This is a genomic window from Mycobacterium sp. (genome assembly GCF_965229265.1).
Classification (GTDB): Bacteria; Actinomycetota; Actinomycetes; order Mycobacteriales; family Mycobacteriaceae; genus Mycobacterium.
In genome coordinates this window covers 438,896-464,569 of sequence record NZ_CBDDIY010000012.1, presented here as the reverse complement: position 1 = coordinate 464,569, position 25,674 = coordinate 438,896, and the positions used below count along the sequence as shown (strand labels likewise).

Sequence of the window (25,674 nt, the reverse complement as noted above, 5' to 3'; positions counted from 1 at the left end):
GATGCGGGGGATCACCAAGCAGTTCCCCGGCGTCACAGCGCTGTCCGAGGTGGACCTGACGGTGAAAGCCGGTGCCATCCATGCCATCTGTGGGGAGAACGGGGCGGGCAAGTCCACATTGATGAAGGTGCTCAGCGGAGTTTACCCGCACGGCGACTACGCCGGTGACATCCTCATCGACGGACAGGTCTGCGAATTCAAGGACATCCGCTCCAGTGAACGGGCCGGCATCGCGATCATCCACCAGGAACTGGCCTTGGTGCCCTACCTGTCCATCGCCGAGAACGTCTTCCTCGGTAACGAACTCAGCCGGTTCGGTGTGGTGGGCTGGGAACGCACCCTGGTTGAAGCGCAGGCCTTGCTGGACCAGGTCGGCCTGCGGGAGAGCCCGCAAACCCGCGTCGCTGATATCGGGGTGGGTAAGCAACAGCTCGTCGAGATCGCCAAGGCGCTGTCGAAGAAGGTCCGGCTGTTGATCCTGGACGAGCCGACCGCCGCGCTCAACGATTCCGACAGCCGGCACCTGCTCGACCTCATCGTGGGTCTGCGCGATCACGGCATCACCTCGATCATCATCTCGCACAAGCTCAACGAGGTGATGAAGGTCGCCGACACCGTCACCATCCTGCGGGACGGCCGCGCGGTCGAAACGATGCCGGTCGACGCCGATCTCACCGAAGACCGCATCGTGCGGGGCATGGTCGGACGCGACCTCACCCATCGGTTCCCGCCCCGGGGGGAACACGAGATCGGTGAGGTGGCGTTCGCGGTGGCCAACTGGACCGTACGGCACCCGATCGACCAGCACCGCACGGTGGTCGACGACGTGTCGCTCCAGGTGCGGGCGGGTGAGATCGTCGGTATCGCGGGGCTGATGGGTGCCGGACGAACCGAACTTGCGATGAGCGTGTTCGGCCGGACGTACGGAAAGTACGTGAGCGGGCGGGTGTTCAAGGGTGAGCGCGAGATCAGCACCCGGACCGTGTCGGACGCCATCCGCAACGGAATCGCCTACGCCACCGAGGATCGCAAGCACCTCGGCCTGAACCTGATGGACAGCATCGCCGAGAGCATCAGCCTTCCCTCATTGCGGAAGATCAGTAAGCGGGGAGTGGTCGACCGCCACGAGGAGGGCACCGTCGGCGAGCGCTTCCGGTCCTCGATGCGGATCAAGGCGTCCTCGGTGTCGGCGGTCACGGGCAAGCTCTCGGGCGGCAACCAGCAGAAGGTCGTGCTGAGCAAGTGGTTGTTCACCGACCCCGACGTCCTCATTCTCGACGAGCCGACCCGCGGCATCGATGTGGGCGCGAAATACGAGATCTACACGATCATCAACGAACTCGCCGCACGGGGTAAGGCTGTGCTGGTCATCTCTTCGGAACTGCCCGAGCTGCTGGGCCTGTGCGATCGCATCTACGCACTCAGCCAGGGCCGGCTCACCGGTGAGGTCGCCCGGGCCGACGCCACGCAGGAGAACCTCATGCGCTACATGATGAAAGGACGTGCCTAGGTGACCAGCACCGTGGAGCAGACCGCCCAGCGGGCCGACGATCAGCCACCGCCGAATGGTGCGCCGCCGCAGGGCCTGCGCGCCCGGCTGTCGTCGTTCCTGATGTCGCACATCCGGCAATCCGGCATGGTCGTGGCGCTGGCCGCCATCGTCGTGCTCTTCCAGATCTGGACCGACGGCATCCTGCTCAAACCGCTGAACGTCACCAACATCATTCAGCAGAACGGCTACATCCTGGTTCTAGCAATCGGCATGGTCATCGTGATCATCTGCGGTCACATCGATCTGTCGGTCGGGTCGATCGCCGGCTTCATCGGGGCGATCGGCGGGGTGGTCATGGTGCGCCACGACGTGCCGTGGTTGGTGGGTGTCGCGGCGTGCGTGGCCATCGGCGCACTCATCGGCGCGTGGCAGGGCTTCTGGATCGCCTACGTGGGGATCCCCTCGTTCATCGTCACCCTCGGCGGGATGCTCGTGTTCCGGGGCGCCACCCAGTACCTGCTCGAGGGGCAGTCGATCGCCCCGATGCCCCGCGGACTCGAGCAGGTCAGCAGTGGCTTCCTGCCCGAGATCGGCACCAACGCGGTCTACCACTGGCCCACCGTGATCCTCGGCGCCGTCATCGCGGTCACGGCCGTGGTGGTTCAGATCCGGCGCAGGCGCTCTCAGCTGCGCTACGGCCAGCGGGTCTCGAGCACAGTGCTTTTCGTGGCCAAATGTGCGGCGATCGTCGTCGCACTGGCCGCCTTCACGCTGTTGCTCGCCAGCTACCGCGGCGTCCCGATCGTCGGGATCATCCTGGTGGTGCTGACCGTGGTCTATGCCTTCGTTATGCGCAACACCGTTCTCGGTCGTCAGGTGTACGCGGTCGGAGGAAACTCCGCGGCAGCGCGGCTGTCGGGAATCCGCAACCAACGGGTCACGCTGCTGGTCTTCGTCAACATGGGAATGCTTGCCGCCGTAGCGGGTCTGCTGTTCGCGGCGCGGTTGAACTCGGCGACGCCGCAGGCTGGCATCAACTTCGAGCTTGAAGCGATCGCGGCGGCGTTCATCGGTGGGGCATCGTCAAGCGGCGGTGTGGGCACGGTATTCGGGGCGATCGTCGGTGGACTAGTGCTGGGCGTGCTGAACAACGGCATGTCGATCCTGGGTATCGGCAGCGACATCCAGCAGGTGATCAAGGGCCTGGTGCTGCTGGCCGCGGTCGGCTTCGACGTCTACAACCGGCGCAAGGGCGGGCGCTAGCCTAGCGTCGGCTGCTCTGCCGGACGACCAGTTGCGCGGGCACCAGGATGGGCTGGTCGTCGGCCGGACCGCCGTCGCCGGCCTCGATCCGCGCAATCAGCATTTCGATGCTTCGCCGGCCGACCTGGGCGAAGTCCTGGCGCACCGTCGTCAGCGGCGGGCAGTAGAACTCCGCTTCCGGGACGTCGTCGAAACCGGCCACCAGGACGTCGTCGGGGACGGCGCGGCCGGCTTCGGTGAAGGCGCGTAACAGCCCCAGCGCCATTTGGTCATTGGCGACGAACACCGCCTCGACATCGTTGCGCCGGGTCAGGGCGATACCGGCCTGATATCCCGACGCCGGCGACCAGTTCCCATGCAGCGGTTCGGGAATGGCACGCTTGGCGGCGGTCAGCTCGGCCCGCCAGCCCGCCTGGCGGGCTTCGGTCTCGGTCCACCCTTCGGCGCCGGTCACATGCCAGACCGTCGAGGCGCCTTGGTCGAGCAGGTGCCGGGTTACCTGGCGTGCCCCGTCGAGTTGGTCGACACTGACCACCGGCAGCCCCAGCCCGCCGGTGCCGTCGACGGCCACGACGGGCAGATCTCGGTGCAGGTGGGCCAGCGCCTGGCGGGTTTCGGACAGCGGCGCTATCACCACAACACCTTCGACCGACTGCTCACCCAGTCGCTTCAGCGCCCTGGGCAACGTGGTGCTGTCGATGGTCGGCTCGCTGGCCACGCTGACGAAGTAGCCGGCGCCGCGGGCTGCATGCTCGATGGCGTAGAGCATGCTCGCCGGGCCGTACAGCGTGCTGTCGAAGCAGATGACGCCCAACGTTTTTGACCGGCGAGTCGCCAGCGCGCGCGCTGCGAGATTGCGGTGGTAGCCCAATTCGTCGATCGCGGCGTTGACCCGCGCACGGGTGGATTCCTTGACCGAGGGCGAACCGTTGAGCACCCGCGAGACGGTCTGGTGGGAGACCCCGGCCGCCTTGGCGACGTCGAACATGTTGACCGGCCGGCCGTCGACTCGCTCCGCCAACGACGGACCTCCTTCTGCAGGGCACCCGCTTGGCATCGTAGTGCGGATGTGAGCGCTCACCATGACATATCGCGGGGGATTGACGGTGATGTTAGCGTTAACATTATGATGCGAACCGCGGCTCTGATGACGGTCGCTCGGCTGCACGGCGCCCGGGACATCCGGGCGGAAACCGAGGCTGTCCCGGTCCCGGGCCCGGGCGAGGAGTTGGTGCGGGTCACCGCCGTCGGGGTGTGCGGGTCCGATTTGCACTGGTACGACGAAGCCGCCATCGGCGACGCCCGCCTGACGCGACCGCTGGTGCCGGGTCATGAATTCGCCGGGGTGATCGAGGGCGGTCCGCGTGATGGCGTGTCGGTGGCGGTAGATCCGGCACTGCCGTGCCTGCGGTGCGAGACCTGCCGGCGCGGTTGGCGCAATCTGTGTCCCGACGTCGTCTTCGCCGGCCACGGTGACCGGGACGGCGCGCTGCGGCAGTACCTCACCTGGCCGTCGTGGGCGCTCCACCCGCTGCCCGACGGGTTCAGCCCCGCCGACGGGGCCATGCTCGAACCGCTCGGTGTCGCGCTGCACGCTCTCGATCTGGGCCGCGTGCGAACCGGATTCACCATCGTCGTCGTGGGTGCGGGCCCGATCGGGCTGCTGCTGGTGCAGGCGGCCAGGTGGTCCGGTGCGACCCGGATCGTGGTCGTCGAACCACTTGCGCATCGACGCGAGGCGGCGCTGCGCGCCGGGGCGGACGTCACCATCGACGCCGAGCAGGCATGCCGGCAGTCGGTGCTGGCCGGGGCTGTCGGTGGCATCGGCGCCGATGTCGTCTTCGAACTCGCGGGAACCGATGCGGCCGTGGAGATCTCGCTGCGCGCGGCGCGACCGGGCGCCCGGGTCGTGCTCGGTGGTATTCCCGACCGGGACTGCACGTCGTTCCAGGCGTCGTTGGCCCGCCGCAAGGGCTTGACGCTGAGCCTGGTCCGGCGGATGAATGAGGCCTATCCTCGGGCGATCCGGGTCGTTGAGCGGGCCATGGTCGACGTCGCGTCGTTGGTGACGCACCGCTACGGGCTCGAGCAGGCCGCCGATGCGTTCGCGGTCGCCGCTGCGCGGACGGGTCTCAAGGTCGTCATCGAGCCGTGATCCGGTGGGTGTTGTCGTGGTAGCCGATCGCCCATGACATCGACCAGCTGTCGCCGGGCGAAAGCCATCTCAGCCCCGCGCCGCTGTTGAAGGCGTCGGCCGGCGCCGTCATCGGTTCGACCGCGACGGCGGTGACCATGCCGGCTCCCCGCGGGAACTTCCGGGTGATGAAGACCTGCAGGTAGTCGAATTGCTCGTCGGCCCATAGCGATACCGCCCGCCCGTCTGGTGCGCTGAGCCAATGGGTGCTGCCGCCCCCGGCGGTGTGCAGACCGGTCCAGGCGTCATCGAGGTCGAGGGCTGCCACGCTGCGGCCGGTGCGCAGGTCCCACCGGGTGCCGTGCACGTCAGTGACGCCGACCGGATTGAGTCGCTCGTCGACGTCGATATGACGATCGGCCGAGATGGTCAGTGTCAGCGTGTCGGTGTCCACGCCGCCGATCGCCAGGAATGGATGGGCGCCTACCGCTACCGGCGCGCTCGCCGGGCCGATGTTGTGGATGGTGTGGGTAACCGCAATGCCGTTGGCTGTCAACGCGTATCGCACCAGGGTGTCGAGCCGGAAGGGGTAACCGGGCTGCGGAATCAGCGGTGCGCGCAGGCAGACCCAATCGGGTCCGCGTTCGACGAGCTCGTAGGCGGTATGGCAGAGCAGGCCGTGTAGTGCGTTACCGCGGCGGGGCTCGGTGATGTCGAGTTGCAGTGTGCGCCCGTCATGCAACCATCGCCCGTCACGGATCCGGTTGGGCCACGGCACCAGGACCGCACCGCAGAAGAAGGGGGCCGGGGCGTCGTCGCCGTAGGAGACGGTCAGGTCTACTCCGTCGACGGACAGGTGCCGGATTGCCGCGGCGACTGCGGTTATGACGGCACGCACGCATCGGCCGGGCGTCAGCCGGGCCAACTCGTGTTGCTCGCCGAGGGCGGCCCGCGGGTGACATGCCACCCATGAATGTTAGCGCTAACAAACCGGGCGCACCGGCCTTGCCTGACACCGGCGCCCCGGGTATATAGTGGACAGAGTGTCCACTATTAATTCTTGTCGGCTGCTCCGGTGACCATCGACGCGGCACCGCTGCGGTCGCCGGTCCGGGACGAGGCCGTCGCGCCGTTCGCGTGGCGGCGGGCCGCGGCGGCGACCTTCGCCATCGCCTGGGGCGGTAACGAATTCACCCCGTTGCTGGTCATGTACCGGCAATCCGCAGGCCTGTCCGCGATCACCGTCGACATGTTGCTCTTCGCCTACGTGCTCGGCATCGTGCCCGCACTCCTGATCGGCGGGCCGCTGTCCGACCGCCTCGGCCGCCGCCCGCTGATGCTGCCCGCCCCACCGCTGGCCGCCGCCGGCTCGCTGGTACTGGCCCTGGGAACCACCTCGGTTCCGCTGTTGATCACCGGCCGGGTGCTCAGCGGTGTCGCACTGGGCCTGGCGATGGCGGTCGGCGGCAGCTGGATCAAGGAACTTTCGTCGGCGCCCCGGGGTGACGATCGCAGCGGGGTGCGCCGCGCGGCGATGAGTCTGACCGCCGGTTTCGGTGCCGGCGCCGGCGTGGCCGGCGTGCTCGCACAGTGGGCCCCGTGGCCCGGTGTCCTGCCCTATCTGGTCAACATCGTGCTGTCGCTGGTGGCCGCCGCCGCCCTGGTCCGCGCGCCAGAGACCCGCAACGCCCCGGCCGACAGCCGGCCACTGCGGGCCGACCTCGCCATCCCCTCGGCCGGACACCGGCGGTTCCTGTTCGTGGTCGCCCCGCTGGCGCCGTGGGTGTTCGGCGCCGCCGCATCCGCCTACGCGGTGCTGCCCGCGCTGATGACCGATCACGTGAGCCGCGCACCGGTGGCTTTCTCGGCGCTGCTGTGTGTGGTGACCCTCGGCTGCGGATTCGGTGCCCAATCCCTCGGCCGCCGGATCGACGCCGGCGGTGGCGTGCGTGCCGTCGTTGTCGCGCTGACCTTCGTGGTGGCCGGGATGTGTCTGGCGGCGCTGGCCGCAACGCGGCTAAGCGTGTGGACGGCGCTACCGGCCGCGGCCCTGCTGGGCTGCGGGTACGGCATGGCACTGGTGGCCGGACTCCAGCAGGTGCAACGCATCGCCGGGCCCGACGACCTGGCCGGGCTGACGGCGGTCTTCTACGCCATCAGCTACCTCGGGTTCGGTGTTCCCGTCGTGCTGGCCCTGGGATCGCAGGCCCTTCCTGCGGTCCTCACCTACCCGGCGATGTTCGGCCTGGGGGCGATCGCCGCAGTGCTGTGTCTTGCGGTGGTGATCGTCGGACACCGTGCCGGCCAACCGGCCGTTGAGGTGCCGCCCGCATCCCTATGATCGGCGGGTGGACGGCGATGAGGGGACAGCGCGGCGCGGCAGGCCGCGCAGCCCCCAGGTTCGTGCCGCGGTGGTGCGGGCCGGGGTCGACCTGGCCCTCGACGGCGGACCCGGCGCGGCCACCGTGGACGCGATCGCCAAGCGCGCAGGCGTCAGCCGCACCACCATCTACAAGTGGTGGCCGTCGAGCGCCGCGATCGTCTTGGAGGGGCTGCTGGAGTCGGTCCACGACTCGATCGTGCGGCCACCGGGCAGCAGTTCCCCGGCCGCACTGCGGCACCACGTCAGCGAGCTGAACCGCATTCTTGCCGAACCCCGGACCGGGCCGTTGTTACGCAACGTCATCGCCGCGGCGGCCGCCGATCCGGCGATCACCCGTGCGGTGATCGACCAGTGGATCGCTCCGCGCCGGGAGGCGGTCGCGGTCATCCTGCGCCAGGCCGTGGCGGCCGGTGAACTGCCCGAGCACACCGACATCGAGGTAGCCGTCGACGCCCTGGTGTCCCCGCCGTACTACCGGCTCACCCTGGGCATGCCACCCCTCGACGACGCTGCGGCCGCCCGCCTCACCGAGACGGTGTGGCGCGGGCTGGCCGAATGAGTCAGATCGGCCGTGCGCTGGCGGTGGCCTTGTCGAGCTCCCAGTAGGCCCGCAGCGCAACAATTTTGCCCTGATCATCGACCCGGTAGGTGAACACGCCCTCGGCGACCACCCGGTAGCCGCTGGCCTCGATCACGATGTGGCCAACATTGGCTTCCTCGTTGCCGCACTGATACGTCTTCTCGAAGTTGAACGTCAACGCGCTCGGCGCGATCGCCATGTCGTAGAACTGCGCGATTGCCTCCTTGCCGCGGTGGCCCTTGCCCTCGGGATCGAAATGCGAAGGGCCGATGGGGTCTTCGACGATCGCGTCGTCAGCGAACACCGCCAGCCAGGCCGCTTTGTCGTGGGCCATCGCCGCCTCGCGCGAGTGCCGGCCCGCCTCGTGCGCCGGGGTGCTCATCACCTTGTTACCTCGCTCGCTCCGGTCCTCGCTCGTTCCCACCGTCAGTCCTGCCAACCGGAATGGATGTAGGTGTCGGCGAATCTCTTCATCGCGTCCAGCTTCTTGTCCAGCGGGGCGTCGAAGCCAAGGCCTTCGAACACCCAAGGGATGCCGATGTAGTCGGTGACACCCGCGGCCACCAGGTCGCGGTGGCCGTCGACGCCGAACTTGTCGATGCAGACTGCCTGGTACTCGAAGGGATCGTCGCCCCGGCCGGCCTGGGCCAGCTTCTTCTTGAGTTCGGCGATCGTTTCGGCCAACTGGTCGCAGGTCATCATCGCGCTGGTCCAGCCGCTACCGACCCGGACGGCGCGGTTGAGCGCGACATCGGTGTGGCCGCCGACGTAGAACGGCACCGGCTCTGACGGCGCCGGACTCATCTGGAGCCGGTCAAAATCGTAGAACTCGCCGTGAAACTCGACCATGCCGCCGGCGAGCACAAGCTTTATGACGTCTATCATCTCGTCGACGCGCTTGCCCCGCTTCGCGAAGGGCACCCCGCACCACTCGAATTCCTCCGGCGCCCAGCCGATCCCGACTCCGAAGCCGAACCGGTTGTTGGTCAGGTTCGCCACCGAACCCACCTGGCGAGCAAGCAGCAGCGGGTTTCGCGAGCCGAGCTTCATCACGTTGGTGTAGAACCGGAGCTCTTCCGTCACCGCACCCAAGGCGCCAGCGAGGATCAACGGATCGACCCAGGGCGAGTTCTCGTCGAACATCCGCTTGCCGTCGGCGGTGTAGGGATAGTCGACGGACTGCGTCTCGAAGTAAAAGATCGAGTCCGGCAACGCGATGTTGTCGAAGCCGAGTTCCTCTGCCGCCTTGGCAATTTCGATCAACTGGTCAAGCGGGCTGAACGCGATGCTGACCGTGTACTGCATCCTCGTCACTTGGCGGCCGGCTTGTCGGCACCCACCACCCACATCGAGTAGTACTGCGAACCGCCGCCGTAGGCGTGACCCAGCGCCTTGCGGGCGCCCTGAACCTGATGATCGCCGGCCTTGCCCATCACCTGGATGGCGGCCTCGGCGAACCGGATCATGCCCGAGGCACCGATCGGGTTCGACGACAACACACCGCCGGAGGCGTTGACCGGCAGCTTGCCGCCGATCGCGGTCTCGCCGGCCTCGGTGAGCTTCCAGCCCTCACCCTCGGCGGCAAATCCCAGATTTTCCAACCACATCGGCTCGAACCAGGAGAACGGCACGTAAATCTCGGCGACATCGATCTCGTCGATCGGGCTGGTGATTCCCGCGGCCTTCCACAGCGCGGCGGCCGCGTCGCGGCCGGCCTGCGGGCTGACCTGGTCTCGTCCGCTGTAGGCCAGCGGCTCGGTGCGCAGCGCGGTGGCATGCACCCAGGCGACCGTATTGCCTTCGGCGACGCGGCGATCCGCCGTCTGTTCGTCACCGATGACGATCGCGCAGGCGCCGTCCGACGACGGGCAGGTCTCGTCGTAGCGGATCGGGTCCCACAGCATCGGCGACTCCATCACCTTCTCGACGGTGATGTCGGGCTGGTGCAGGTGGGCCAGCGGGTTCTTGGCGCCGTTGAGCCGGTCCTTGACGGCCACGATCGCACCGATGTGCTTGGGTGCGCCGGAGCGGTTGATGTAGGCCCGCACGTGCGGGGCGAAGTAGCCGCCGGCGCCGGCGCCGACCGGCTTGGTGAACGGAACCGAGATCGACAGTGCCCACATGGCATTGGATTCGGACTGCTTCTCCCAGGCGACGGCCAGCACCCGGCGGTACTTTCCGGACTGGACCAGACTGGCGGCCACGATGGCAGTCGACCCGCCCACCGATCCGGCGGTGTGCACCCGGATCAACGGCTTGCCGGTGGCGCCCATGGCGTCGGCCATGAACAGCTCGGGCATCATCACGCCCTCGAACAGGTCCGGCGCCTTGCCGACAACGACGGCGTCGATGTCGTCGAACGTCGAGCCGGAGTCGGCCAGCGCTTTGTCGATGGCCTCCCGCACCAGGCCGTTCATCGATACGTCCTTGCGCTTGGCGACGTACTTCGTCTGCCCGGTTCCCAGCACCGCGGCGAGATTCTTGCCGGCCATCAGGCATCCTTCCCCTCGAGCACGGCCACGATGTTCTGTTGCAGCGCAGGTCCACTCGTTGCATGCGCCAGCACCCGCTGGGCGGAACCGTCGAAGATGTGCTGCGCGGCGAAGCCGATGCGCTCCAGACCGGCCGAGAACATCGGGTTGGCCGCCAGAGCGCCGCCGGACGGGTTCACTGTGGTCGACGGCTTCAGGCCGATCGCCTCGGTGAGGATCAGCTGCTGATGGGTGAACGGCGCGTAGATCTCGGCCACCTCGATGGAGCCGGCATCGCCGTTGGTCGCCACCTTGGCCGAGACGGCCGTCGACGGCGACGTGGTGAGGTCGCGTGCACCCAGCACCGGGGTCTCGATGCGGTGCTCGAAACCGGTGATCCAGGCTGGCCTTTCGCGAAGTTCACGGGCCCGGTCACCCACCGCGAGCACGATGGCCGAGGCGCCGTCGGTGATCGGGGCGATGTCGTGGCGGCGCAGCGGGTCGGCGTAGAACGGCCGGGACAGCAGCTCGTCGACGGTGGTGGCCGGCTGTTCGGAGTCGACGCGCTCGGAGTTGGCGAAGACCTCGAGCGCCACCTGCGCCATCTGCTCCTGGGTCCACTTACCCGAGTCGAGGCCGAGGCGGGCCTGTAAGCCCGCGATCGACACCGAATCGGGCCACAGCGGCGCGACGGTGTACGGGTCGGTCTGCATGGCCAGCACCCGGCGCAGCGTGCCTGCCGATGACTTGCCGAAACCGTAGACCAGCGCGGTGTCGATCTCACCGGTCAGCAGTTTGATGTAGGCCTCGTAGAGCGCCCAGGCGGCGTCCATCTCGACATGGGACTCGTTGATCGGCGGGACGGCGCCGATCGAGTCGATCGCCGAGATGAACGAGAAGGCTCGTCCAGCAAGGTAATCCGACGAGCCCGAGCACCAGAACCCGATATCGCGCTGGTTGATGCCCAGTTGCTCGTAGAGCTCGGCAAAGCACGGCATCAGCATTTCGACGCCGTTGGTGGTGCCGTCGGTGCGGCGGACGTGCGGTGCGTGCGCGAAGCCGACCACCGCGATATCGCGAGAACTCATACTGCCCTCAACCTCTTTACAGGTGGTGCTTGTAGCTGGCGTAGTCGGCGTCCGGTTCGCCGGTGGGCCGGAAGTATTCGATGTTGTCGATGCCGTAGTCGCGTTCGGCCGCCGGCTTCCACACCGCCTCCACCCGCATGCCCATGCGCACCTCGGAGACCTCGATTTCCTGGATGAGATGCAGGAACGGGATGTCGGCGCCGTCGAGCAGGACGTAGGCCGCGACATAGGGCGGCTTGATCTTCTGCCCGGCGAACGGGATGTTGATGATCGCGAATGTGGTCACCGTGCCCCTGTCGGGCAGCTCGACGAAGTTGTCCAGCGCCTTGCCGGTGGCCGGGTCGGCTTCCCGCGCCGGGAAGTACACCTTGCCGTTCTCCCCGGTACGCGCGCCGAGCAGCTTGCCGTCCCGCAACGCGCGCAGGTAGGCGCTCTCGGGAAGCGATGCGCTGTGCTGGATTTCGACCTCGATCGGCGTGACGATCATCGAGACCGGCTCGAGGTCGTCGCTGCTCTCGGCCACCGGCTCGGCGGTCTCGCCGAGCACGAAGTAGGCGATGTCGTGGATCGAGCCGACGGTGTCGTCGGCCCAGTGTGCGTGCACTCGGTCGCCGGACTTGATGCCGGACGGGCCGTCGATGTCGACGGCGTGCAACAACGCGATGTCGGCGCCGTCGAGTTTGATCAGGGCCCAGGCGAACGGCCGGTCCAGCGGCTGACCGGCCAGCGGCTCGGGCTGCCAGCTCCAGGACTCCACGGTCCCGACGCTTGCCACCGGTACGATCTCGGTCAATTGTTCATACGTGACCGGATCGTATTCGGCGGGCGGAACGAGTACTCGCCCATCGGACCCGCGGACGCCGACGATGCGGCGATCGCGCAGAGCTGTGAAGAAGGCGCCGAGTGTCGATCCGACTGAACGGGTGTAGTCGAACGACAGTTTCAGCGGCGCCGAAAGGGGCGGTTCGTGGGAATCGATCAAGGCCGGGCGGCTTTGGCTGGCTGTCACAGCATCGAGTAGAACAGGTTCTAAGAATCGTGGCAAGGACCGGGTCTCGGTCAGAAAGGCGGCAGCGATGAAGCTGGGACTGCAACTCGGATATTGGGGTGCACAACCACCGACCAACCACGCCGAGCTCGTGGCCACGGCCGAGGAGGCCGGTTTCGACACGGTGTTCACCGCCGAGGCGTGGGGTTCGGACGCCTTCACGCCGCTGGCGTGGTGGGGTCGCGAAACCACCCGGATGCGGCTGGGCACCTCGGTGGTGCAGCTGTCGGCGCGCACGCCGACGGCGTGTGCGATGGCGTCGCTGACGCTGGACCACCTCTCCGGCGGCCGGCACATCCTGGGGCTCGGTGTATCGGGGCCGCAGGTGGTCGAGGGTTGGTACGGGCAGAAATTCCCCAAGCCGCTGGCGCGCACGCGTGAGTACATCGACGTCATCCGCCAGGTCTGGGCCCGCCAGGCCCCGGTCACCAATGCTGGGCCGCACTATCCGTTGCCGTTGACCGGCGAAGGAACCACCGGATTGGGCAAGCCGCTCAAGCCGATCGTGCATCCGCTGCGTGCCGACATCCCGATCATGCTCGGCGCGGAAGGGCCCAAGAACGTCGCGCTGGCGGCCGAGATCTGTGACGGCTGGTTGCCGATCTTCTACTCGCCGCGGCTGGCGCCGATGTACAACGAGTGGCTCGACGAAGGCTTCGCCCGCCCGGGGGCACGCCGCAGCCGGGAGGACTTCGAGATCTGCGCGACCGCGCAAGTGGTGGTCACCGATGACCGTGCCTCGGTGCTCGAGCTGATCAAGCCGCATCTGGCGCTCTATATGGGCGGAATGGGTGCCGAGGACACCAACTTCCATGCCGATGTCTACCGGCGGATGGGCTACTCGGACGTGGTCGACGAGGTCACCAGGCTGTTCCGCTCCGACCGCAAGGACGAGGCCGCCAAAGCCGTGCCCGACGAGCTGGTCGACGACTCCGCGATCGTCGGCGACATCGACTACGTGCGCAAACAGATCGTCGCCTGGGAGGCGGCGGGGGTCACGATGATGGTCATCGGGGCGCGCAGCTCCGAGCAGATCCACGAAGCCGCCGCCCTCTTGTAGACACTTCTTGCGAGTTGTCTAGCCGGGGATCTAGATTGACCGGATGATGACCGGCCGCTCAACTGAGGATGGTTGCGTCGCCGAAGACCATCGCGACGTTGGCCACCGACGTGGCCAACATCGCCCGCTTGGGCAGATCCAGCGACGCCAGCTCCTTGGCGTAGGGGTGGTCGCCGAGCGTGAGCCGGACCCCCGCCGGCCGCATCCGCAGCCCGGAGTTGGTCATCTCCGAGTGCACCTCCCGCAACGTGCCGTTGTTGGACGTGTAGGACGTCAACGCCCGGGGGCGATGGCGAAACGACGGAATCGGCAGGCCGCGGCTGAACTCCATTGCCGCGATCAGCGACCCGCCCTCGCTGACTTCGAAGGAGAACGGGTTGGCGTCGCGCACCTTGAACTCGGCCATGATTTTCGGGTAGCCCCAAATCGTCCGGCCGGCTTCCAAGGTGAAGGACTGGTCGACCGGCAGGTGGTGGATGAAGGCCGCGGCATCGCCGAGGGCCTTGAGTCCATGTGCGTTCGAGCCGGGCGGGTTGACCATCACGCTTGTGCCGAACTCGTGGTACCTGCCCAGGTCGCCGTCGATGTAGCGGGCGAGCATCAGGTTCACCATCGCGCGTCCGGGGCGGAACTGACAGACCTGAAGCCCGCTGTAGTCGATGAGCTTCTGGGCGGCTTCGGCAGGCACCGAGAACATCGCATTGTGGACGTCGGCTTTGCGAACCCGTACCGGCATGGTGAGCACTGTGCCGGCGATGGTGTGCTGCGAATTAGACATGCGGCCACTGTAATCCGCTCAGTCAGTGATTGTGGAGGTAAGTAGATGACGGGCACTTTGGTGACGACGAAGCCGGACGTGGACCTCACCGACGGCAGGTTCTACGCGGACGGGGCGGCGCGCGAGGCATATCGCTGGATGCGGGCCAACGAGCCGGTGTTCCGCGACCGCAATGGCTTGGCGGCCGCCGCGACGTATCAGGCGGTGATCGACGCCGAACGCGATCCCGAGACGTTCTCCAACACCGGCGGGATCCGGCCGGACCAGCCTGGCATGCCCTACATGATCGACATGGACGATCCCGGACATCTGTTGCGCCGCAAGCTGGTCAACGCCGGTTTCACCCGTAAGCGGGTGATGGACAAGATCGCCGGGATCGACACCCTCTGCGACACGTTGATCGACGCCGTCTGCGAGCGGGGGGAGTGCGACTTCGTCCGCGACATCGCCGCCCCACTGCCGATGGCAGTCATCGGTGACATGCTCGGTGTGCTCCCCGAGGAGCGCGCCACCCTGTTGAAATGGTCCGACGATCTGGTGTGTGGGTTGAACTCCGCCGCCGACGCGGAGACATTACAGGCGGTGATGGACGCATTCGCCGGCTATTCGGCGTACGCCACCGAGACGATCGCCAAGCGGCGGTCCGAGCCCACCGACGACCTGTTCTCGATTCTGGTCAACTCCGAGGTCGAGGGTCAGCGAATGGCCGACGACGAAATCATCTTCGAGACGTTGCTGATCCTGATCGGCGGCGACGAGACCACCCGCCACACCCTGTCCGGCGGCACCGAACAGCTTCTGCGCCACGAGGATCAGTGGCAGCGGCTGGTGGCCGACCACACCCTGGTTCCCGGCGCGATCGAAGAGATGCTGCGCTGGACCTCGCCGGTGAAGAACATGGCCCGAACGCTGCTGCGGGACGTCGAGTTCCACGGCACGTCGCTGCGTGCGGGGGAGAAGATGCTGTTGATGTTCGAGGCGGCCAACTTCGACGAGTCGGTGTTCGGCGACCCGGAGAACTTCCGCATCGACCGTAATCCGAACAGTCACATGGCCTTCGGCTTCGGAACGCACTTCTGCCTGGGTAACCAGCTGGCTCGCCTGGAGTTGACCACCATGGTCCGCAAGCTGCTGGAGCGGCTGCCGGACCTGCGCCTGGCTGACGAGGGCGCCCTGCCGCTTCGGCCGGCCAACTTCGTCAGCGGTCTCGAGCAGATGCCGGTGGTCTTCACCCCGTCCAAGCCCGTCCTGGCCTAGCGGCCGGCCACTGTCGCGCCGGGCTGAGCAGCAGGTGTTTGGCCGGCGCCGGTTCTGGGAAATACGACCGCACCCCGGGTCAGCGGTGTGGCTGACCGAGCCGGGGCAACACCTTTACGAGCGTGTGGGGCGGCATGAGTGTCAACGGAATCGATCAGGCCCGAATCGAGCGCGGGCTGCCACCGAGCAGCTGGCCGTCTCGGCTGTTCAGTGCGGCGCTATTGGCTGCCTCGGCGCTGCTGACCCCGATGGGCACGCCGTGGGCCTCGGCCCAGGAGGCTTGCCCCGACGTTGAGGTCGTCTTCGCGCGCGGCACCTTCGAGCCGCCGGGCGTCGGGAACATCGGGCAGGCGTTCGCCGACGAACTGCGCGCTCAACCGCAGCTGAGTGGCAAGTCGGTCGACGTCTATCCGGTGAATTACCCTGCCTCGATCAACTTCTCGACCGCCGCCGACGGTGTCATCGACGCGAGCAACCGGGTCCGCGACATGGCCGCCCGGTGTCCGGCCACCCAGATGGTGCTCGGCGGATACTCGCAGGGGGCCGCGGTGGTCGGGTACGTGACCGCGGACAAGATCCCGGACGGCTACACCCCGCCGGCGGGGATCACCGGGCCGATGGCGCCCGAGATCGCCAAGCACGTCGCCGCCGTCGCGTTGTTCGGGAAACCCTCCAACGGCTTTCTGAACAGCATCGACCGCACTGCGCCGCCGATCACGGTGGGCAGCCTCTACAGCACCAAGACCATCGACCAGTGCGTGCCCGAAGACCCGGTATGTTCGCCGGCCGGCGGCGACAGTGCCGCCCACGGCGCCTACGCCCTCAACGGGATGACCGAACAGGCCGCCGGGTTCGTGGCCGCCAATGTGGTCGCGGCCGAGGCCGGTAAGCCGTTGCAGCGCACCGGAGACGGCCAGGGCTGACCACCTGGGGAGCGCTTGGCTACCGCATCTTGAACTGCGGAGCGCGCTTCTCCTTGAAGGCCAGCGGGCCCTCCTTGGCGTCCTCGCTGAGGAACACCTCGATACCGATCTTGGTGTCGATCTTGAACGCGTCGTTCTCGTGTAGGCCCTCGGTCTCATGGATCGAGCGCAGGATCGCCTGCACCGCCAACGGGCCGTTGCCCGCGATCACCTCGGCGATCTCCAGCGCTTTGTCCAGTGCGGTGCCGTCGGGCACGACGTAACCGATCAGCCCGTATTCCAGGGCCTCGGCCGCCGTGATGTGGCGACCGGTCAGCAGCAGGTCGCAGGCGATCGTGTAGGGGATCTGGCGCACCAGGCGCACCGCCGAGCCGCCCATCGGGTACAGGCTCCACTTCGCCTCGGAGATGCCGAATTTCGCGCTCTCACCGGCGATCCGGATGTCGGTGCCCTGCAGGATCTCGGTACCGCCGGCGATCGCCGGGCCTTCGACCGCGGCGATCAGCGGCTTCGTCAGCCGGCGCCCCTTGAGCAGGCCGTCGATGCGGGTGGGGTCGTAGCTACCGCTCTTGAAGGAGTCCCCCGGTGGGGCCTTGGTCGCGGCCTTGAGGTCCATGCCGGCGCAGAAGTAGCCGCCGGCCCCGGTCAGGATGCAGACCCGTATGTCGGGATCGTTGTCGACACGGTCCCAGGCGTCCACCATGATCGAGAGCATCTCGGTCGAGAGCGCGTTGCGCGCCTCGGGCCGGTTGAGTGTGACGATCAGCGTGTGTCCGCGCTGCTCAACGAGGGCGTCGGGCCCCTTCCCGGGCTCGCTCATGGTGCCTGCCTTTCTTCGTCGAGACCACAGACTTGTCAAGAAATGTAACACGTTCTAATTTGGGTTCCGTGGCCTTGAACATAGCCGACCTAGCCGAGCACGCCATCGACGCTGTGCCTGACCGTGTTGCCCTGATTTGCGGTGATGAACAGATCACCTACGCCGAGTTGGAGGAGAAGGCGAACCGGTTCGCCCACTACCTCATCGACCACGGCGTGAAGAAGGACGACAAGGTCGGGCTGTATTGCCGCAACCGCATCGAGATCGTCATCGCGATGCTGGGCATCGTCAAGGCCGGTGCGGTGATGGTCAACATCAACTTCCGGTATGTCGAGGCCGAGTTGCGCTACATGTTCGAGAACTCCGACATGGTCGCTCTCGTCCACGAGCGCCAGTACTCCGACCGGGTGGCCAACGTGCTGCCCGACACCCCCAACGTCAAGACCGTCCTGGTGATCGAGGATGGGACGGACAAGGACTACCAGCGCTACGGCGGGGTGGAGTTCAACGAAGCGATCGCAGCGGGCTCGCCGGAACGGGACTTCCCCGAGCGCAGCGCCGACGACATCTACCTGCTCTACACCGGCGGAACCACCGGCTTCCCCAAGGGCGTGATGTGGCGCCACGAGGACATCTACCGGGTTCTGCTGGGCGGCACCGACTTCGCCACCGGCGAGTACATCGCCGACGAGTACGACCTGTCCAAGCAGGCCGCCGCCGGTCCGCCGCTGGTCCGCTTCCCGATCCCGCCGATGATCCACGGCGCCACCCAGTCGGCCACCTGGGGTGCATTGTTCACCGGCTCGACGACCATCCTCGCGCCGGAGTTCGACGCCGCGGACGTCTGGAACATCATCGAGAAGCACAAGGCGAACCTGCTGTTCTTCACCGGTGACGCCATGGGCCGGCCGCTGTTGGACGCACTGGAGGGCACCACCGAGGATCGCGACCTGTCCTCGCTGTTCCTGCTCGCCAGCACCGCGGCGCTGTTCTCCCCGAGCCTCAAGGAAAGGTTCCTCGAGCTCCTGCCCAACCGGATCATCACCGACTCGATCGGATCCTCGGAGACCGGCTTCGGCGGCAGCAGCGTGGTGGCCAAGGGCGAGTCCCATGCCAGCGGACCGCGGGTGACCATCGACAAGAACGTGAAGGTGCTCGACGAGGAGGGCAACGAGGTCAAGCCCGGCTCGGGCGTGCGCGGCATCATCGCCAAGAGCGGCCACATCCCGGTCGGCTACTACAAGGACGAGAAAAAGACCGCCGAGACCTTCCGCACCATCAACGGCGTGCGCTACGCGATCCCCGGTGACTACGCCACGGTCGAGGAGGACGGCACCGTGACGATGCTGGGCCGCGGCTCGGTGTCGATCAACACCGGCGGGGAGAAGGTCTACCCCGAAGAGGTGGAGGCCGCGCTCAAGGGCCATCCCGACGTCTTCGACGCGCTCGTGGTCGGTGTTCCCGACCCTCGCTTCGGCAACCACGTCGCCGCCGTCGTTGCGCCCCGCGAGGGTGCCCGGCCCACCCTTGCCGAGCTGGACGCGTTCGTGCGCAAGGAGATCGCCGGCTACAAGGTGCCGCGCAGCCTGTGGCTGGTCAGCGAGGTCAAGCGATCGCCGGCCGGTAAGCCGGACTACAAGTGGGCCAAGGAGCAGACCGAGCAGCGGCCGGCCGACGACGTCCACGCCAAGCATGTGGGCGCCCCCAGCTGATGCGTACCGAGCTGTGCGACCGGTTCGGCATCGACTACCCGATCTTCGTCTTCACCCCGTCGGAGAAGGTCGCCGCGGCGGTCACCCGCGCCGGCGGCATGGGGGTGTTGGGATGTGTGCGGTTCAACCATCCCGAGGACCTCGAGGCCGTGCTGGTCTGGATGGACGAGAACACCGACGGAAAGCCCTACGGTGTCGACGTCGTGATGCCGGCCAAGATCCCCACCGAGGGCGCCCCGGTCGACCTCGACAAGCTGATCCCGCAGACACACCGCGACTTCGTCGCCAAGACGATGGCCGACCTCGGCGTGCCGGCACTGCCCGATGACGCCGCCCGCAACGAGGGCACGCTGGGCTGGCTGCACTCCATCGCCCGCTCACACGTCGAGGTCGCGCTCAAGCATCCGATCAAACTGATCGCCAACGCACTCGGCTCACCGCCCAAAGACGTCATCGACCAAGCCCACGAGGCCGGCGTTCCGGTGGCCGCGCTGGCCGGCTCGGCCAAGCACGCACTGCGCCACGCCGAGAACGGGGTCGACATCGTCATCGCCCAGGGCCATGAGGCCGGTGGGCACACCGGTGAGATCGGCTCGGTGGTGTTGTGGCCGGAGATCGCCGACGAGCTGGCCGCGGCGTCCCCGCAGACCGCGGTGCTCGCCGCCGGCGGAATCGGCACCGGCCGGCAGGTGGCCGCCGCGCTGGCACTCGGCGCCTCCGGCGTCTGGATGGGCTCGGCGTTCCTCGCCGCCGCCGAGTATGACCTCGGCGTGCGTGGCGGTGCCGGACCCTCGGTGATCCAGCAGGCGCTGCTTGCCGCGACGTCCAGCGACACGGTGCGCCGACGGATCTACTCCGGCAAGCCGGCGCGGCTGCTCAAGAGCCGCTGGACCGATGCCTGGGACGCCGAGGATGCGCCAGAGCCGCTGCCGATGCCGTTGCAGAACGTGCTGGTCAGCGAGGCTCATCAGCGGATGAGTGCCTCCGCCGACCCCACCACCGTCGCGATGCCGGTCGGCCAGATCGTGGGCCGGATGAACGAGATCCGGCCCGTCGCCGATATCATCGCCGACCTGGTTGCCGGCTTCGAAGCCGCGACCCGACGATTGGACGCGGTCCGCGACAGCTGATCGAGGCGCGCGTCTACAGTCGAACCCCATGACGATCGACAACGCCGTGTGGGCGTTCACATGTTGACGGTTGCCGCATGAACGGCGCACAGGCGTTGATCACCACGCTGGTCGACAACGGCGTGCGGGTCTGCTTTGCCAACCCCGGCACATCGGAGATGCACTTCGTTGCCGCGCTGGACTCCGTGCCGCGCATGCGCGGCGTGCTCACCCTCTTCGAGGGGGTCGCCACCGGGGCGGCCGACGGCTACGCCCGGATGTCCGAGGACCCCGCCGCGGTGCTCCTGCACCTGGGCCCCGGCCTGGGCAACGGCCTGGCCAACCTGCACAATGCGCGTCGCGCCGTGGTGCCGATGCTGGTGGTGGTCGGCGACCACGCCACCTACCACAAGCAGTACGACGCGCCGTTGGAGTCCGACATCGACTCGGTCGCGGGAACGGTGTCCGGGTGGCTGCGACGGACCCTCGCCGTCGCCGACGTGGCCGCCGACGCCGCCGAGGCCATCGAGTCAGCTCGCATCCACCGGCATATCTCGACGCTGATCCTGCCCGCCGACGTCTCCTGGAGCGAGGGCGGTCAGGTGGAAGATACTGCAGCCGAACAGGTTTCGGTGTCGCATGACACCGCCGATATCCACGCCGCGCTGCGATCGGGCGAGCCGACCGTCATCATGGTGGGCGGTGATGCCACCCGCGCGGCGGGCCTGTCCGCGGCGGCCCGGGTGGCTCAGGCGTGCGGGGCGCGGGTGCTGTGCGAGACCTTCCCGACCCGGCTGGAGCGCGGGGCGGGTGTCCCGGCGGCCGAGCGGCTGGCCTACTTCGCCGAAGCGGCGACCGCCCAGCTCACCGGCGTCCGCCACCTGGTACTGGCCGGTGCACCGCACCCGGTGTCGTTCTTCGCCTACCCGGGCAAGCCGAGTGATCTGGTGCCCGACGGCTGCGTGGTGCACACGCTGGCCGGCCCGGTCGGTGCCGCCGAGGCATTGAGCCGACTGGCCCAGGAGTTGGCCCCGGCGGAGGTCGCCGTGACGGCGGCCCTGTCGCGCCCGGCACTGCCGTCCGGCCCGCTGAACGTGCAGACCTCGGCCGACGTCATCGGCGCGCTGCTACCCGAACGGGCCATCGTCGTCGACGAGTCCAACACGTCGGGATTCCTGCTGCCACAAGCGACAGCCGGTGCGCCGGCACACGATTGGCTGACGCTGACCGGCGGTGCCATCGGGTTTGCGCTGCCGGTGTCGGTCGGCGCCGCGATCGCCTCCCCGGACCGGCCGGTGCTGTGTCTGGAGTCCGACGGATCGGCCATGTACACCATCTCGGCGCTGTGGACCCAAGCCCGTGAGCATCTCGACGTCACCACCGTCGTGTACGCCAACCGGGCCTACGACATTCTGCGGATCGAGCTGCAGCGGGTCGGCGCGCAGACCGGCGAGGGGCAGCGGCCGGGGCCCAAGGCGGAGTCGCTGCTCGACTTGACCGGGCCCACCCTGGATTTCGTCCGCATCGCCAAGGGGATGGGGGTGCCCGCCCGCCGGGTCGGGACGGCCGAAGAACTGGCCGAGGCGCTGCGGTGGGCCTTCGACGAGCCCGGCCCGCACCTTATCGAGGCCCTCATGCCCTCGATCGCGGGCTGAGTCCGGCGGCGTGGCCGCCGCCGGGCACACCCGTCATCGGTTAAAGAAAGTGCTCGGTGACCGGATGCGCTTGGTGCAGGTACAGATACATCGTCAGCGCGACGAGCGCCGCATAGACGGCAAGGGAGATCACACCCACCCGCCGGTCCACCGCTGCCGTCAGAGCTTGGGCTTGCTCGTGTTTGTTCCTCCGGCTGGCCAGCACCGTATAGCCCATCGCGGCGGCGATGTAGACCATCGACAGGATGTAGATCAGATCCAGCATGGTCAGATACTCGACGGACGGCAGGTCAGAGTCGGCGCTCCACTGCAGCGCGACGATCGTCAGCAGCGCGGTGACGCCAATGCCGGCGCGCGCCTCCTCCAGGCGTGCCGGCAGAACGTAGATCAACGAGGTCACCAGGATGACGATGAAAATGGGCAGGACGATCTTCACCAGGTAGGGCAGCACATTGCGCGTGACCGGGAGTTCGATCCTGATGCAGGAGAACGGCGCATCGGCCGAGGCTGACGGGTTACCGAAATCGGTTTCGTAGCGATGCTGCACGATGGTCAGCGTCGGCGTCCCCAACGAGAAGCCCGGAATCGACATCATCAACGACTTGTTGATCGAGATCGGCTTCGGGTCGGCGACATACTCCAGCTTGTCGCCCTTGGCGACCTCGTCCTTGAACACGATGCGCAGGATCTGGGTGTCGAACGGGTAGTCCTGGAGCATCAGCTTCCTGCTGAAGACGCCCTGGTAGCGCAGCAGCATGTACTTCGATCCGTCGGGTAGATCGACCGGGGCGTCGTAGAGCGGCTTGGGGGCGACACCACCGGTGGACGAGGTCGTGGTGTTCTGAAAACCGTTGGAATTCATCGATTCGATGGTGGCCGACGGGTTGATCTTCGGATTCGTCCACCGCAGCCACAGATAGAAGTCCACGGTGAAGCTCTCCGAGGCCAGATTGATGTCCTGCAAGTCCTTGATGTAGGCGCCAACGAAGACCTTGTCGGCACCCGTGTCCGCGTTCGATGATGCGGGCATTGCCAACGGGATTGCCACGATGATGCTCGCTGCCAGCAGGATGCGGACCACGCTCGCCGGCATGCGACCAAGTAGCCGCATGGAAATACACCGCCCTCCACCACCCAGCACGGTGGTCCTCGGCCCCGTTGCGGGCCTGATCATCTCTGTGGGCAGATCCTCACATAGTGGCCGTCGACTGCCTGCCAACGCGCGTATGTGTGTCGTGGACGGCTGAGCAGCCTCAGCGTGAAATTTCGAACACCGGGTCCGCGCAGTCCAGCGCCTCGGCCGAGAGGGTCCGCTTGATGATCTTGAACGTCTCGGTGCGCGGAAGGGCGGTGCTCACCCGCACGTAGGACGGCCACTGCTTGGGCCCCAGATCGTCCTGGGCGCTCAGGAAATCGCGGAATGCGGCCGGGTCGAAGGCCACCCCGTCGGGCAGCACCAGTGCCGCCATCACCCGGTCGCCGACATTCGGGTCGGGGATGGCGTAGACCACCGCCTCGGTCACGTCGGGGTAGCGCATCAGCGCCCGCTCGATCGGTGCGGTGCCGAGGTTCTCGCCGTCGACCCGCATCCAGTCGCCCAGCCGGCCGGCGAAGTGCACGTATCCCGATTCGTCCCGGTAGGCCAGGTCGCCGCTGTGGTACACCCCGCCCACCATGCGCTCGGCTTCGGCGTCGTGGTCGTTGTAGTAGCCGCGGAAGTTGCCCGGCCCGGTGAGATTGACCAACTCGCCGATCACGCCCGGCGGGCAGGGCCGGCCGGTGTCGACGTCGACGATCTCCAGGCCCTCCGGCAGCGGCCCGAGCGCTCCCTCCGGGGTGTCGGGCGTGCGGGCGATGTTCACCCCGCCTTCGGTGGAACCGAACCCGTCGACGACCGTCACGCCGAACCGCTCGGCGAACCGCTCGATGTCGCGCGGTGCGGCCTCGTTGCCGTAGACGATGCGCAACGGGTTGTCGGCGTCGTCGGGGCGCGGCGGGGTGGCCAGGATGTAGGACATCGGCTTGCCGACATAGTTGGCGTAGGTGGCATGGAACCGGCGCGCATCGGGGATGAACTGGGAGGCAGAGAATTTGCGCCGCAACGCAATCGATGCGCCGGCCGCGACCGCGGGAGCCCACCCCGCCATTACCGCATTGGAGTGGAACAGCGGCATCGACAGGTAGCAGGTGTCTTTCGGTCCGAGCCCGAACCGCTCGGCGAGCATCACCCCCGGGACGGCCACCTTCTCATGTGTGCACCGCACCGCCTTCGGGTCGCCGCTGGTTCCCGAGGTGAAGATCAGCATGAACAGATCTTCGAATGTGCTGGGGGCGAACGTGACCGGTGATCCGCGGAACTGCTCCAGTTCCTCGGCCCAGGCCACCGAGGTCACGTCGATCACCGCTATATCCGCGGGAGCGAAACCGGCGCCGTAGCTCTGCTCGCCGACCGGATCGCCGTCGGCGAGCACCACCTGGCAGTCGGCCCGCTCGATGTCGCGGCGCAGCGCCGGACCGCGGCGGGTGGGATTCAGCCCGACCGGCACCAACCCGGACAGGCCGGCCGCAACAAGCAGCGACGAGAAGAACGGGGTGTTGCCCAACAGCACGCCGACATGCGGCGGCTTCGCCGGGTCGAAGCGAGCCCTCAGTGCCGTCACTAGGTCGGCGGCATCCTGAATATGTTGGCGCCAGGTGGAATACGAGCCGTCGTCGGCGTAGATCCCGCGGTCGTCGACATCGGCCAGGGGTACCAGCAGGTCGGTGACGGTGGGCGCGTCGCTCACGGGAGACGTCAAGCCGGGGTGTCGGCCAGTTCGCGCCCGATCTGTCGCAGCGCCGCAGTGGCTCCGCCGAGGCCGAACTCGACCTGCTTGGCGGTGAGGAAGTAGCGGTGCACCTGATGGTCCATGTCGATCCCGACCCCGCCATGGACATGCACCGTGGTGTGGGACACCCGATGCCCGGCCTCGGCCGCCCAGAAGGCCGCGGTGGCCACCTCGATATCGGCGGGCAGATCCTCCGACAGCCGCCACGCGGCCTGGATGATGGCCAAACCCAGACCCTTGATCTCGATGTAGTCATCGGCCAACCGCGCTGAGACGGCCTGGAAGCTGCCGATCGGGCGGTCGAACTGCTCACGGGTGCGGGCGTACTCGGCGGTCAGTTCCAGCGCCCGCTCGAGAACGCCGAGCTGGAATGCGCTGTACCCCAGAGTCCTTTGCGTCGTCAGCCAGGCCAACACCTCGGCGTCGCCGACGATGCGATCGGTGCTCACCTCGACGCCCGCGAGGTCGATCTCGCCGGCGCTGCTCAGGCCGGTCGTCAGCAGCGGCGTCACCGATACCCCCGCGTCGCCGGCCGCGACCAGGAAGACCTTGGTGCCGGAGTCGGATTCGGCCGGCACCAGGAACGCGTCGGCGACCGGGCCGAATGCGACCTGGGTGCGGGTTCCGGTCAGCCGGAATCCGTCACCGGAGGCGGTGGCCTGCACCGGGCCCTGGCCCCATTCGCCGTCGAGGGCGACGGTCAGGATCTTCTCGCCTGCCACGGCGGGTGCCGCCCACTCTTGCTGCAACTCCGCGGAGCCGAAGCGGGCCAGCGCACCGGCGGCCAGCACCACCGACTCCAGATACGGCACCGCCGCGAGCTGGCGGCCCAGCGCGGTCAGGATGGCCGTCTGCTCGAGCACGCCGAATCCGCCGCCACCCACCGACTCCGGGGCTGCGGTGCTCAGGATGTCGGCGTCGATCAGCTTGCGCCACAACTCGGTGTCGAAGCGCTGGTCGAGGCGATCGAGCGCGCGCTGATGCTCGGGTGTGCACACCGCGTCGACGATGGTGCGGACCAAGCCCGAGAGATCCTGTGCTGCTTCTGTTCTGGTGAAATCCATGTCAGTCCT

At 67.5% G+C, this 25,674-nt stretch carries 23 protein-coding genes; 11 read left to right on the top strand and 12 right to left on the bottom strand.

What is annotated here, in order from left to right; all coding sequences use genetic code 11:
• Window position 1: 1 nt before the first annotated feature.
• Both mmsA and mmsB read left to right on the top strand, forming a co-directional pair.
• Window positions 2-1,510, top strand: a complete 1,509-nt coding sequence (gene mmsA / locus ADBZ9K_RS19925) for a multiple monosaccharide ABC transporter ATP-binding protein (RefSeq protein ID WP_526624256.1) — start codon at window positions 2-4, stop codon at window positions 1,508-1,510.
• Complete coding sequence (gene mmsB, locus ADBZ9K_RS19920; protein ID WP_526623487.1) at window positions 1,511-2,755, top strand: multiple monosaccharide ABC transporter permease; 1,245 nt, start codon at window positions 1,511-1,513, stop codon at window positions 2,753-2,755. It abuts the gene before it with no gap.
• A 1-nt stretch (window position 2,756) separates the two neighbouring features.
• Here mmsB and ADBZ9K_RS19915 read toward each other — a convergent pair whose 3' ends face one another.
• Window positions 2,757-3,776 (bottom strand): LacI family DNA-binding transcriptional regulator, encoded by a 1,020-nt coding sequence (locus tag ADBZ9K_RS19915; protein ID WP_526623485.1) that lies wholly within the window; start codon window positions 3,774-3,776, stop codon window positions 2,757-2,759.
• 105 nt (window positions 3,777-3,881) lie between these two features.
• Between ADBZ9K_RS19915 and ADBZ9K_RS19910 the strand changes: the two genes are divergently transcribed.
• The gene (locus ADBZ9K_RS19910) at window positions 3,882-4,910 is read left to right on the top strand and encodes a zinc-dependent alcohol dehydrogenase (protein ID WP_526623483.1); all 1,029 of its coding nucleotides are present in this window, start codon (window positions 3,882-3,884) and stop codon (window positions 4,908-4,910) included.
• On the opposite strand, the gene ADBZ9K_RS19905 is transcribed toward ADBZ9K_RS19910, so the two are convergent.
• Window positions 4,897-5,856 carry an aldose 1-epimerase family protein gene (locus ADBZ9K_RS19905; RefSeq protein WP_526623481.1) on the bottom strand — a complete coding sequence of 320 codons (960 nt, stop codon included), beginning with the start codon at window positions 5,854-5,856 and terminating at the stop codon, window positions 4,897-4,899. The two genes, ADBZ9K_RS19910 and ADBZ9K_RS19905, sit on opposite strands and share 14 nt — an antisense overlap.
• A gap of 114 nt (window positions 5,857-5,970) precedes the next feature.
• Here ADBZ9K_RS19905 and ADBZ9K_RS19900 point away from each other — a divergent pair, with 114 nt between their 5' ends.
• Together ADBZ9K_RS19900 and ADBZ9K_RS19895 are read left to right on the top strand one after the other, a co-directional pair.
• Entirely contained in the window at window positions 5,971-7,230 is a 1,260-nt protein-coding gene (locus ADBZ9K_RS19900) for an MFS transporter (RefSeq protein ID WP_526624255.1), read from the top strand.
• Between the two features lie 7 nt (window positions 7,231-7,237).
• Window positions 7,238-7,831 carry a TetR/AcrR family transcriptional regulator gene (locus tag ADBZ9K_RS19895; protein ID WP_526623479.1) on the top strand — a complete coding sequence of 198 codons (594 nt, stop codon included), beginning with the start codon at window positions 7,238-7,240 and terminating at the stop codon, window positions 7,829-7,831.
• A 1-nt stretch (window position 7,832) separates the two neighbouring features.
• On the opposite strand, the gene ADBZ9K_RS19890 is transcribed toward ADBZ9K_RS19895, so the two are convergent.
• Genes ADBZ9K_RS19890 through ADBZ9K_RS19870 form a run of 5 tightly spaced genes read right to left on the bottom strand, consistent with a single transcriptional unit; the run spans window position 7,833 to window position 12,420 of the window.
• The gene (locus tag ADBZ9K_RS19890; protein WP_526623477.1) at window positions 7,833-8,234 is read right to left on the bottom strand and encodes a nuclear transport factor 2 family protein; all 402 of its coding nucleotides are present in this window, start codon (window positions 8,232-8,234) and stop codon (window positions 7,833-7,835) included.
• Between the two features lie 44 nt (window positions 8,235-8,278).
• Complete coding sequence (locus ADBZ9K_RS19885) at window positions 8,279-9,157, bottom strand: TIGR03619 family F420-dependent LLM class oxidoreductase (protein ID WP_526623475.1); 879 nt, start codon at window positions 9,155-9,157, stop codon at window positions 8,279-8,281.
• 5 nt (window positions 9,158-9,162) lie between these two features.
• Entirely contained in the window at window positions 9,163-10,344 is a 1,182-nt protein-coding gene (locus tag ADBZ9K_RS19880; protein WP_526623473.1) for a thiolase family protein, read from the bottom strand.
• Window positions 10,344-11,411 (bottom strand): beta-ketoacyl-[acyl-carrier-protein] synthase family protein, encoded by a 1,068-nt coding sequence (locus ADBZ9K_RS19875; RefSeq protein ID WP_526623471.1) that lies wholly within the window; start codon window positions 11,409-11,411, stop codon window positions 10,344-10,346. Before ADBZ9K_RS19875 ends, ADBZ9K_RS19880 begins: the two co-directional genes overlap by 1 nt.
• A 16-nt stretch (window positions 11,412-11,427) precedes the next feature.
• A complete protein-coding gene (locus ADBZ9K_RS19870; protein WP_526623469.1) occupies window positions 11,428-12,420 on the bottom strand; it encodes a Zn-ribbon domain-containing OB-fold protein in 993 nt (330 codons plus the stop codon).
• Between the two features lie 67 nt (window positions 12,421-12,487).
• On the opposite strand from ADBZ9K_RS19870, the gene ADBZ9K_RS19865 reads away from it, so the two are divergent.
• Window positions 12,488-13,519 (top strand): LLM class F420-dependent oxidoreductase, encoded by a 1,032-nt coding sequence (locus ADBZ9K_RS19865; protein ID WP_526623468.1) that lies wholly within the window; start codon window positions 12,488-12,490, stop codon window positions 13,517-13,519.
• 58 nt (window positions 13,520-13,577) lie between these two features.
• Here ADBZ9K_RS19865 and ADBZ9K_RS19860 read toward each other — a convergent pair whose 3' ends face one another.
• The gene (locus ADBZ9K_RS19860; protein ID WP_526623466.1) at window positions 13,578-14,297 is read right to left on the bottom strand and encodes an acetoacetate decarboxylase family protein; all 720 of its coding nucleotides are present in this window, start codon (window positions 14,295-14,297) and stop codon (window positions 13,578-13,580) included.
• 45 nt (window positions 14,298-14,342) lie between these two features.
• Between ADBZ9K_RS19860 and ADBZ9K_RS19855 the strand changes: the two genes are divergently transcribed.
• Window positions 14,343-15,554: a cytochrome P450 gene (locus ADBZ9K_RS19855; protein WP_526623464.1), complete on the top strand. Its 1,212-nt coding sequence runs from the start codon at window positions 14,343-14,345 to the stop codon at window positions 15,552-15,554.
• 248 nt (window positions 15,555-15,802) lie between these two features.
• Entirely contained in the window at window positions 15,803-16,477 is a 675-nt protein-coding gene (locus ADBZ9K_RS19850) for a cutinase family protein (protein ID WP_526624254.1), read from the top strand.
• A gap of 19 nt (window positions 16,478-16,496) precedes the next feature.
• Here the strand turns inward: ADBZ9K_RS19850 and ADBZ9K_RS19845 are convergent, their stop codons facing one another.
• On the bottom strand, window positions 16,497-17,297 hold the full coding sequence (locus ADBZ9K_RS19845) for a crotonase/enoyl-CoA hydratase family protein (RefSeq protein WP_526623462.1): 801 nt from the start codon (window positions 17,295-17,297) through the stop codon (window positions 16,497-16,499).
• A gap of 59 nt (window positions 17,298-17,356) precedes the next feature.
• On the opposite strand from ADBZ9K_RS19845, the gene fadD19 reads away from it, so the two are divergent.
• The 3 genes from fadD19 to ADBZ9K_RS19830 all read left to right on the top strand — a co-directional run bounded on the left by fadD19 (window position 17,357) and on the right by ADBZ9K_RS19830 (window position 21,773).
• Window positions 17,357-19,009 carry a medium/long-chain-fatty-acid--CoA/3-oxocholest-4-en-26-oate--CoA ligase gene (gene fadD19, locus ADBZ9K_RS19840; protein WP_526623460.1) on the top strand — a complete coding sequence of 551 codons (1,653 nt, stop codon included), beginning with the start codon at window positions 17,357-17,359 and terminating at the stop codon, window positions 19,007-19,009.
• Complete coding sequence (locus ADBZ9K_RS19835) at window positions 19,009-20,139, top strand: NAD(P)H-dependent flavin oxidoreductase (protein ID WP_526623458.1); 1,131 nt, start codon at window positions 19,009-19,011, stop codon at window positions 20,137-20,139. The genes fadD19 and ADBZ9K_RS19835 overlap by 1 nt, the downstream gene beginning before the upstream one ends.
• A 77-nt stretch (window positions 20,140-20,216) precedes the next feature.
• Window positions 20,217-21,773: an acetolactate synthase large subunit gene (locus ADBZ9K_RS19830; protein WP_526623456.1), complete on the top strand. Its 1,557-nt coding sequence runs from the start codon at window positions 20,217-20,219 to the stop codon at window positions 21,771-21,773.
• A 40-nt stretch (window positions 21,774-21,813) separates the two neighbouring features.
• Here ADBZ9K_RS19830 and ADBZ9K_RS19825 read toward each other — a convergent pair whose 3' ends face one another.
• The 3 genes from ADBZ9K_RS19825 to ADBZ9K_RS19815 form a co-directional block, all read right to left on the bottom strand.
• Complete coding sequence (locus tag ADBZ9K_RS19825; RefSeq protein ID WP_526623454.1) at window positions 21,814-22,866, bottom strand: ligand-gated ion channel; 1,053 nt, start codon at window positions 22,864-22,866, stop codon at window positions 21,814-21,816.
• A 160-nt stretch (window positions 22,867-23,026) separates the two neighbouring features.
• Window positions 23,027-24,559 carry a long-chain-fatty-acid--CoA ligase FadD17 gene (gene fadD17, locus ADBZ9K_RS19820; protein WP_526623452.1) on the bottom strand — a complete coding sequence of 511 codons (1,533 nt, stop codon included), beginning with the start codon at window positions 24,557-24,559 and terminating at the stop codon, window positions 23,027-23,029.
• Between the two features lie 8 nt (window positions 24,560-24,567).
• On the bottom strand, window positions 24,568-25,665 hold the full coding sequence (locus ADBZ9K_RS19815) for an acyl-CoA dehydrogenase family protein (protein ID WP_526623450.1): 1,098 nt from the start codon (window positions 25,663-25,665) through the stop codon (window positions 24,568-24,570).
• Between the last annotated feature and the right edge of the window lie 9 nt (window positions 25,666-25,674).

What these genes read in the sequence shown, in the direction of transcription:
- mmsA (WP_526624256.1), top strand. Translation starts at nt 2, where the DNA reads ATGCGGGGGATCACCAAGCAGTTCCCCGGCGTCACAGCGCTGTCCGAG.
- ADBZ9K_RS19910 (WP_526623483.1), top strand. Translation starts at nt 3,882, where the DNA reads ATGATGCGAACCGCGGCTCTGATGACGGTCGCTCGGCTGCACGGCGCC.
- ADBZ9K_RS19890 (WP_526623477.1), bottom strand. Translation starts at nt 8,234, where the DNA reads ATGAGCACCCCGGCGCACGAGGCGGGCCGGCACTCGCGCGAGGCGGCG.
- ADBZ9K_RS19885 (WP_526623475.1), bottom strand. Translation starts at nt 9,157, where the DNA reads ATGCAGTACACGGTCAGCATCGCGTTCAGCCCGCTTGACCAGTTGATC.
- ADBZ9K_RS19880 (WP_526623473.1), bottom strand. Translation starts at nt 10,344, where the DNA reads ATGGCCGGCAAGAATCTCGCCGCGGTGCTGGGAACCGGGCAGACGAAG.
- ADBZ9K_RS19875 (WP_526623471.1), bottom strand. Translation starts at nt 11,411, where the DNA reads ATGAGTTCTCGCGATATCGCGGTGGTCGGCTTCGCGCACGCACCGCAC.
- ADBZ9K_RS19865 (WP_526623468.1), top strand. Translation starts at nt 12,488, where the DNA reads ATGAAGCTGGGACTGCAACTCGGATATTGGGGTGCACAACCACCGACC.
- ADBZ9K_RS19860 (WP_526623466.1), bottom strand. Translation starts at nt 14,297, where the DNA reads ATGTCTAATTCGCAGCACACCATCGCCGGCACAGTGCTCACCATGCCG.
- ADBZ9K_RS19855 (WP_526623464.1), top strand. Translation starts at nt 14,343, where the DNA reads ATGACGGGCACTTTGGTGACGACGAAGCCGGACGTGGACCTCACCGAC.
- ADBZ9K_RS19850 (WP_526624254.1), top strand. Translation starts at nt 15,803, where the DNA reads ATGGGCACGCCGTGGGCCTCGGCCCAGGAGGCTTGCCCCGACGTTGAG.
- ADBZ9K_RS19845 (WP_526623462.1), bottom strand. Translation starts at nt 17,297, where the DNA reads ATGAGCGAGCCCGGGAAGGGGCCCGACGCCCTCGTTGAGCAGCGCGGA.
- ADBZ9K_RS19835 (WP_526623458.1), top strand. Translation starts at nt 19,009, where the DNA reads ATGCGTACCGAGCTGTGCGACCGGTTCGGCATCGACTACCCGATCTTC.
- ADBZ9K_RS19830 (WP_526623456.1), top strand. Translation starts at nt 20,217, where the DNA reads ATGAACGGCGCACAGGCGTTGATCACCACGCTGGTCGACAACGGCGTG.
- ADBZ9K_RS19825 (WP_526623454.1), bottom strand. Translation starts at nt 22,866, where the DNA reads ATGCCGGCGAGCGTGGTCCGCATCCTGCTGGCAGCGAGCATCATCGTG.
- ADBZ9K_RS19815 (WP_526623450.1), bottom strand. Translation starts at nt 25,665, where the DNA reads ATGGATTTCACCAGAACAGAAGCAGCACAGGATCTCTCGGGCTTGGTC.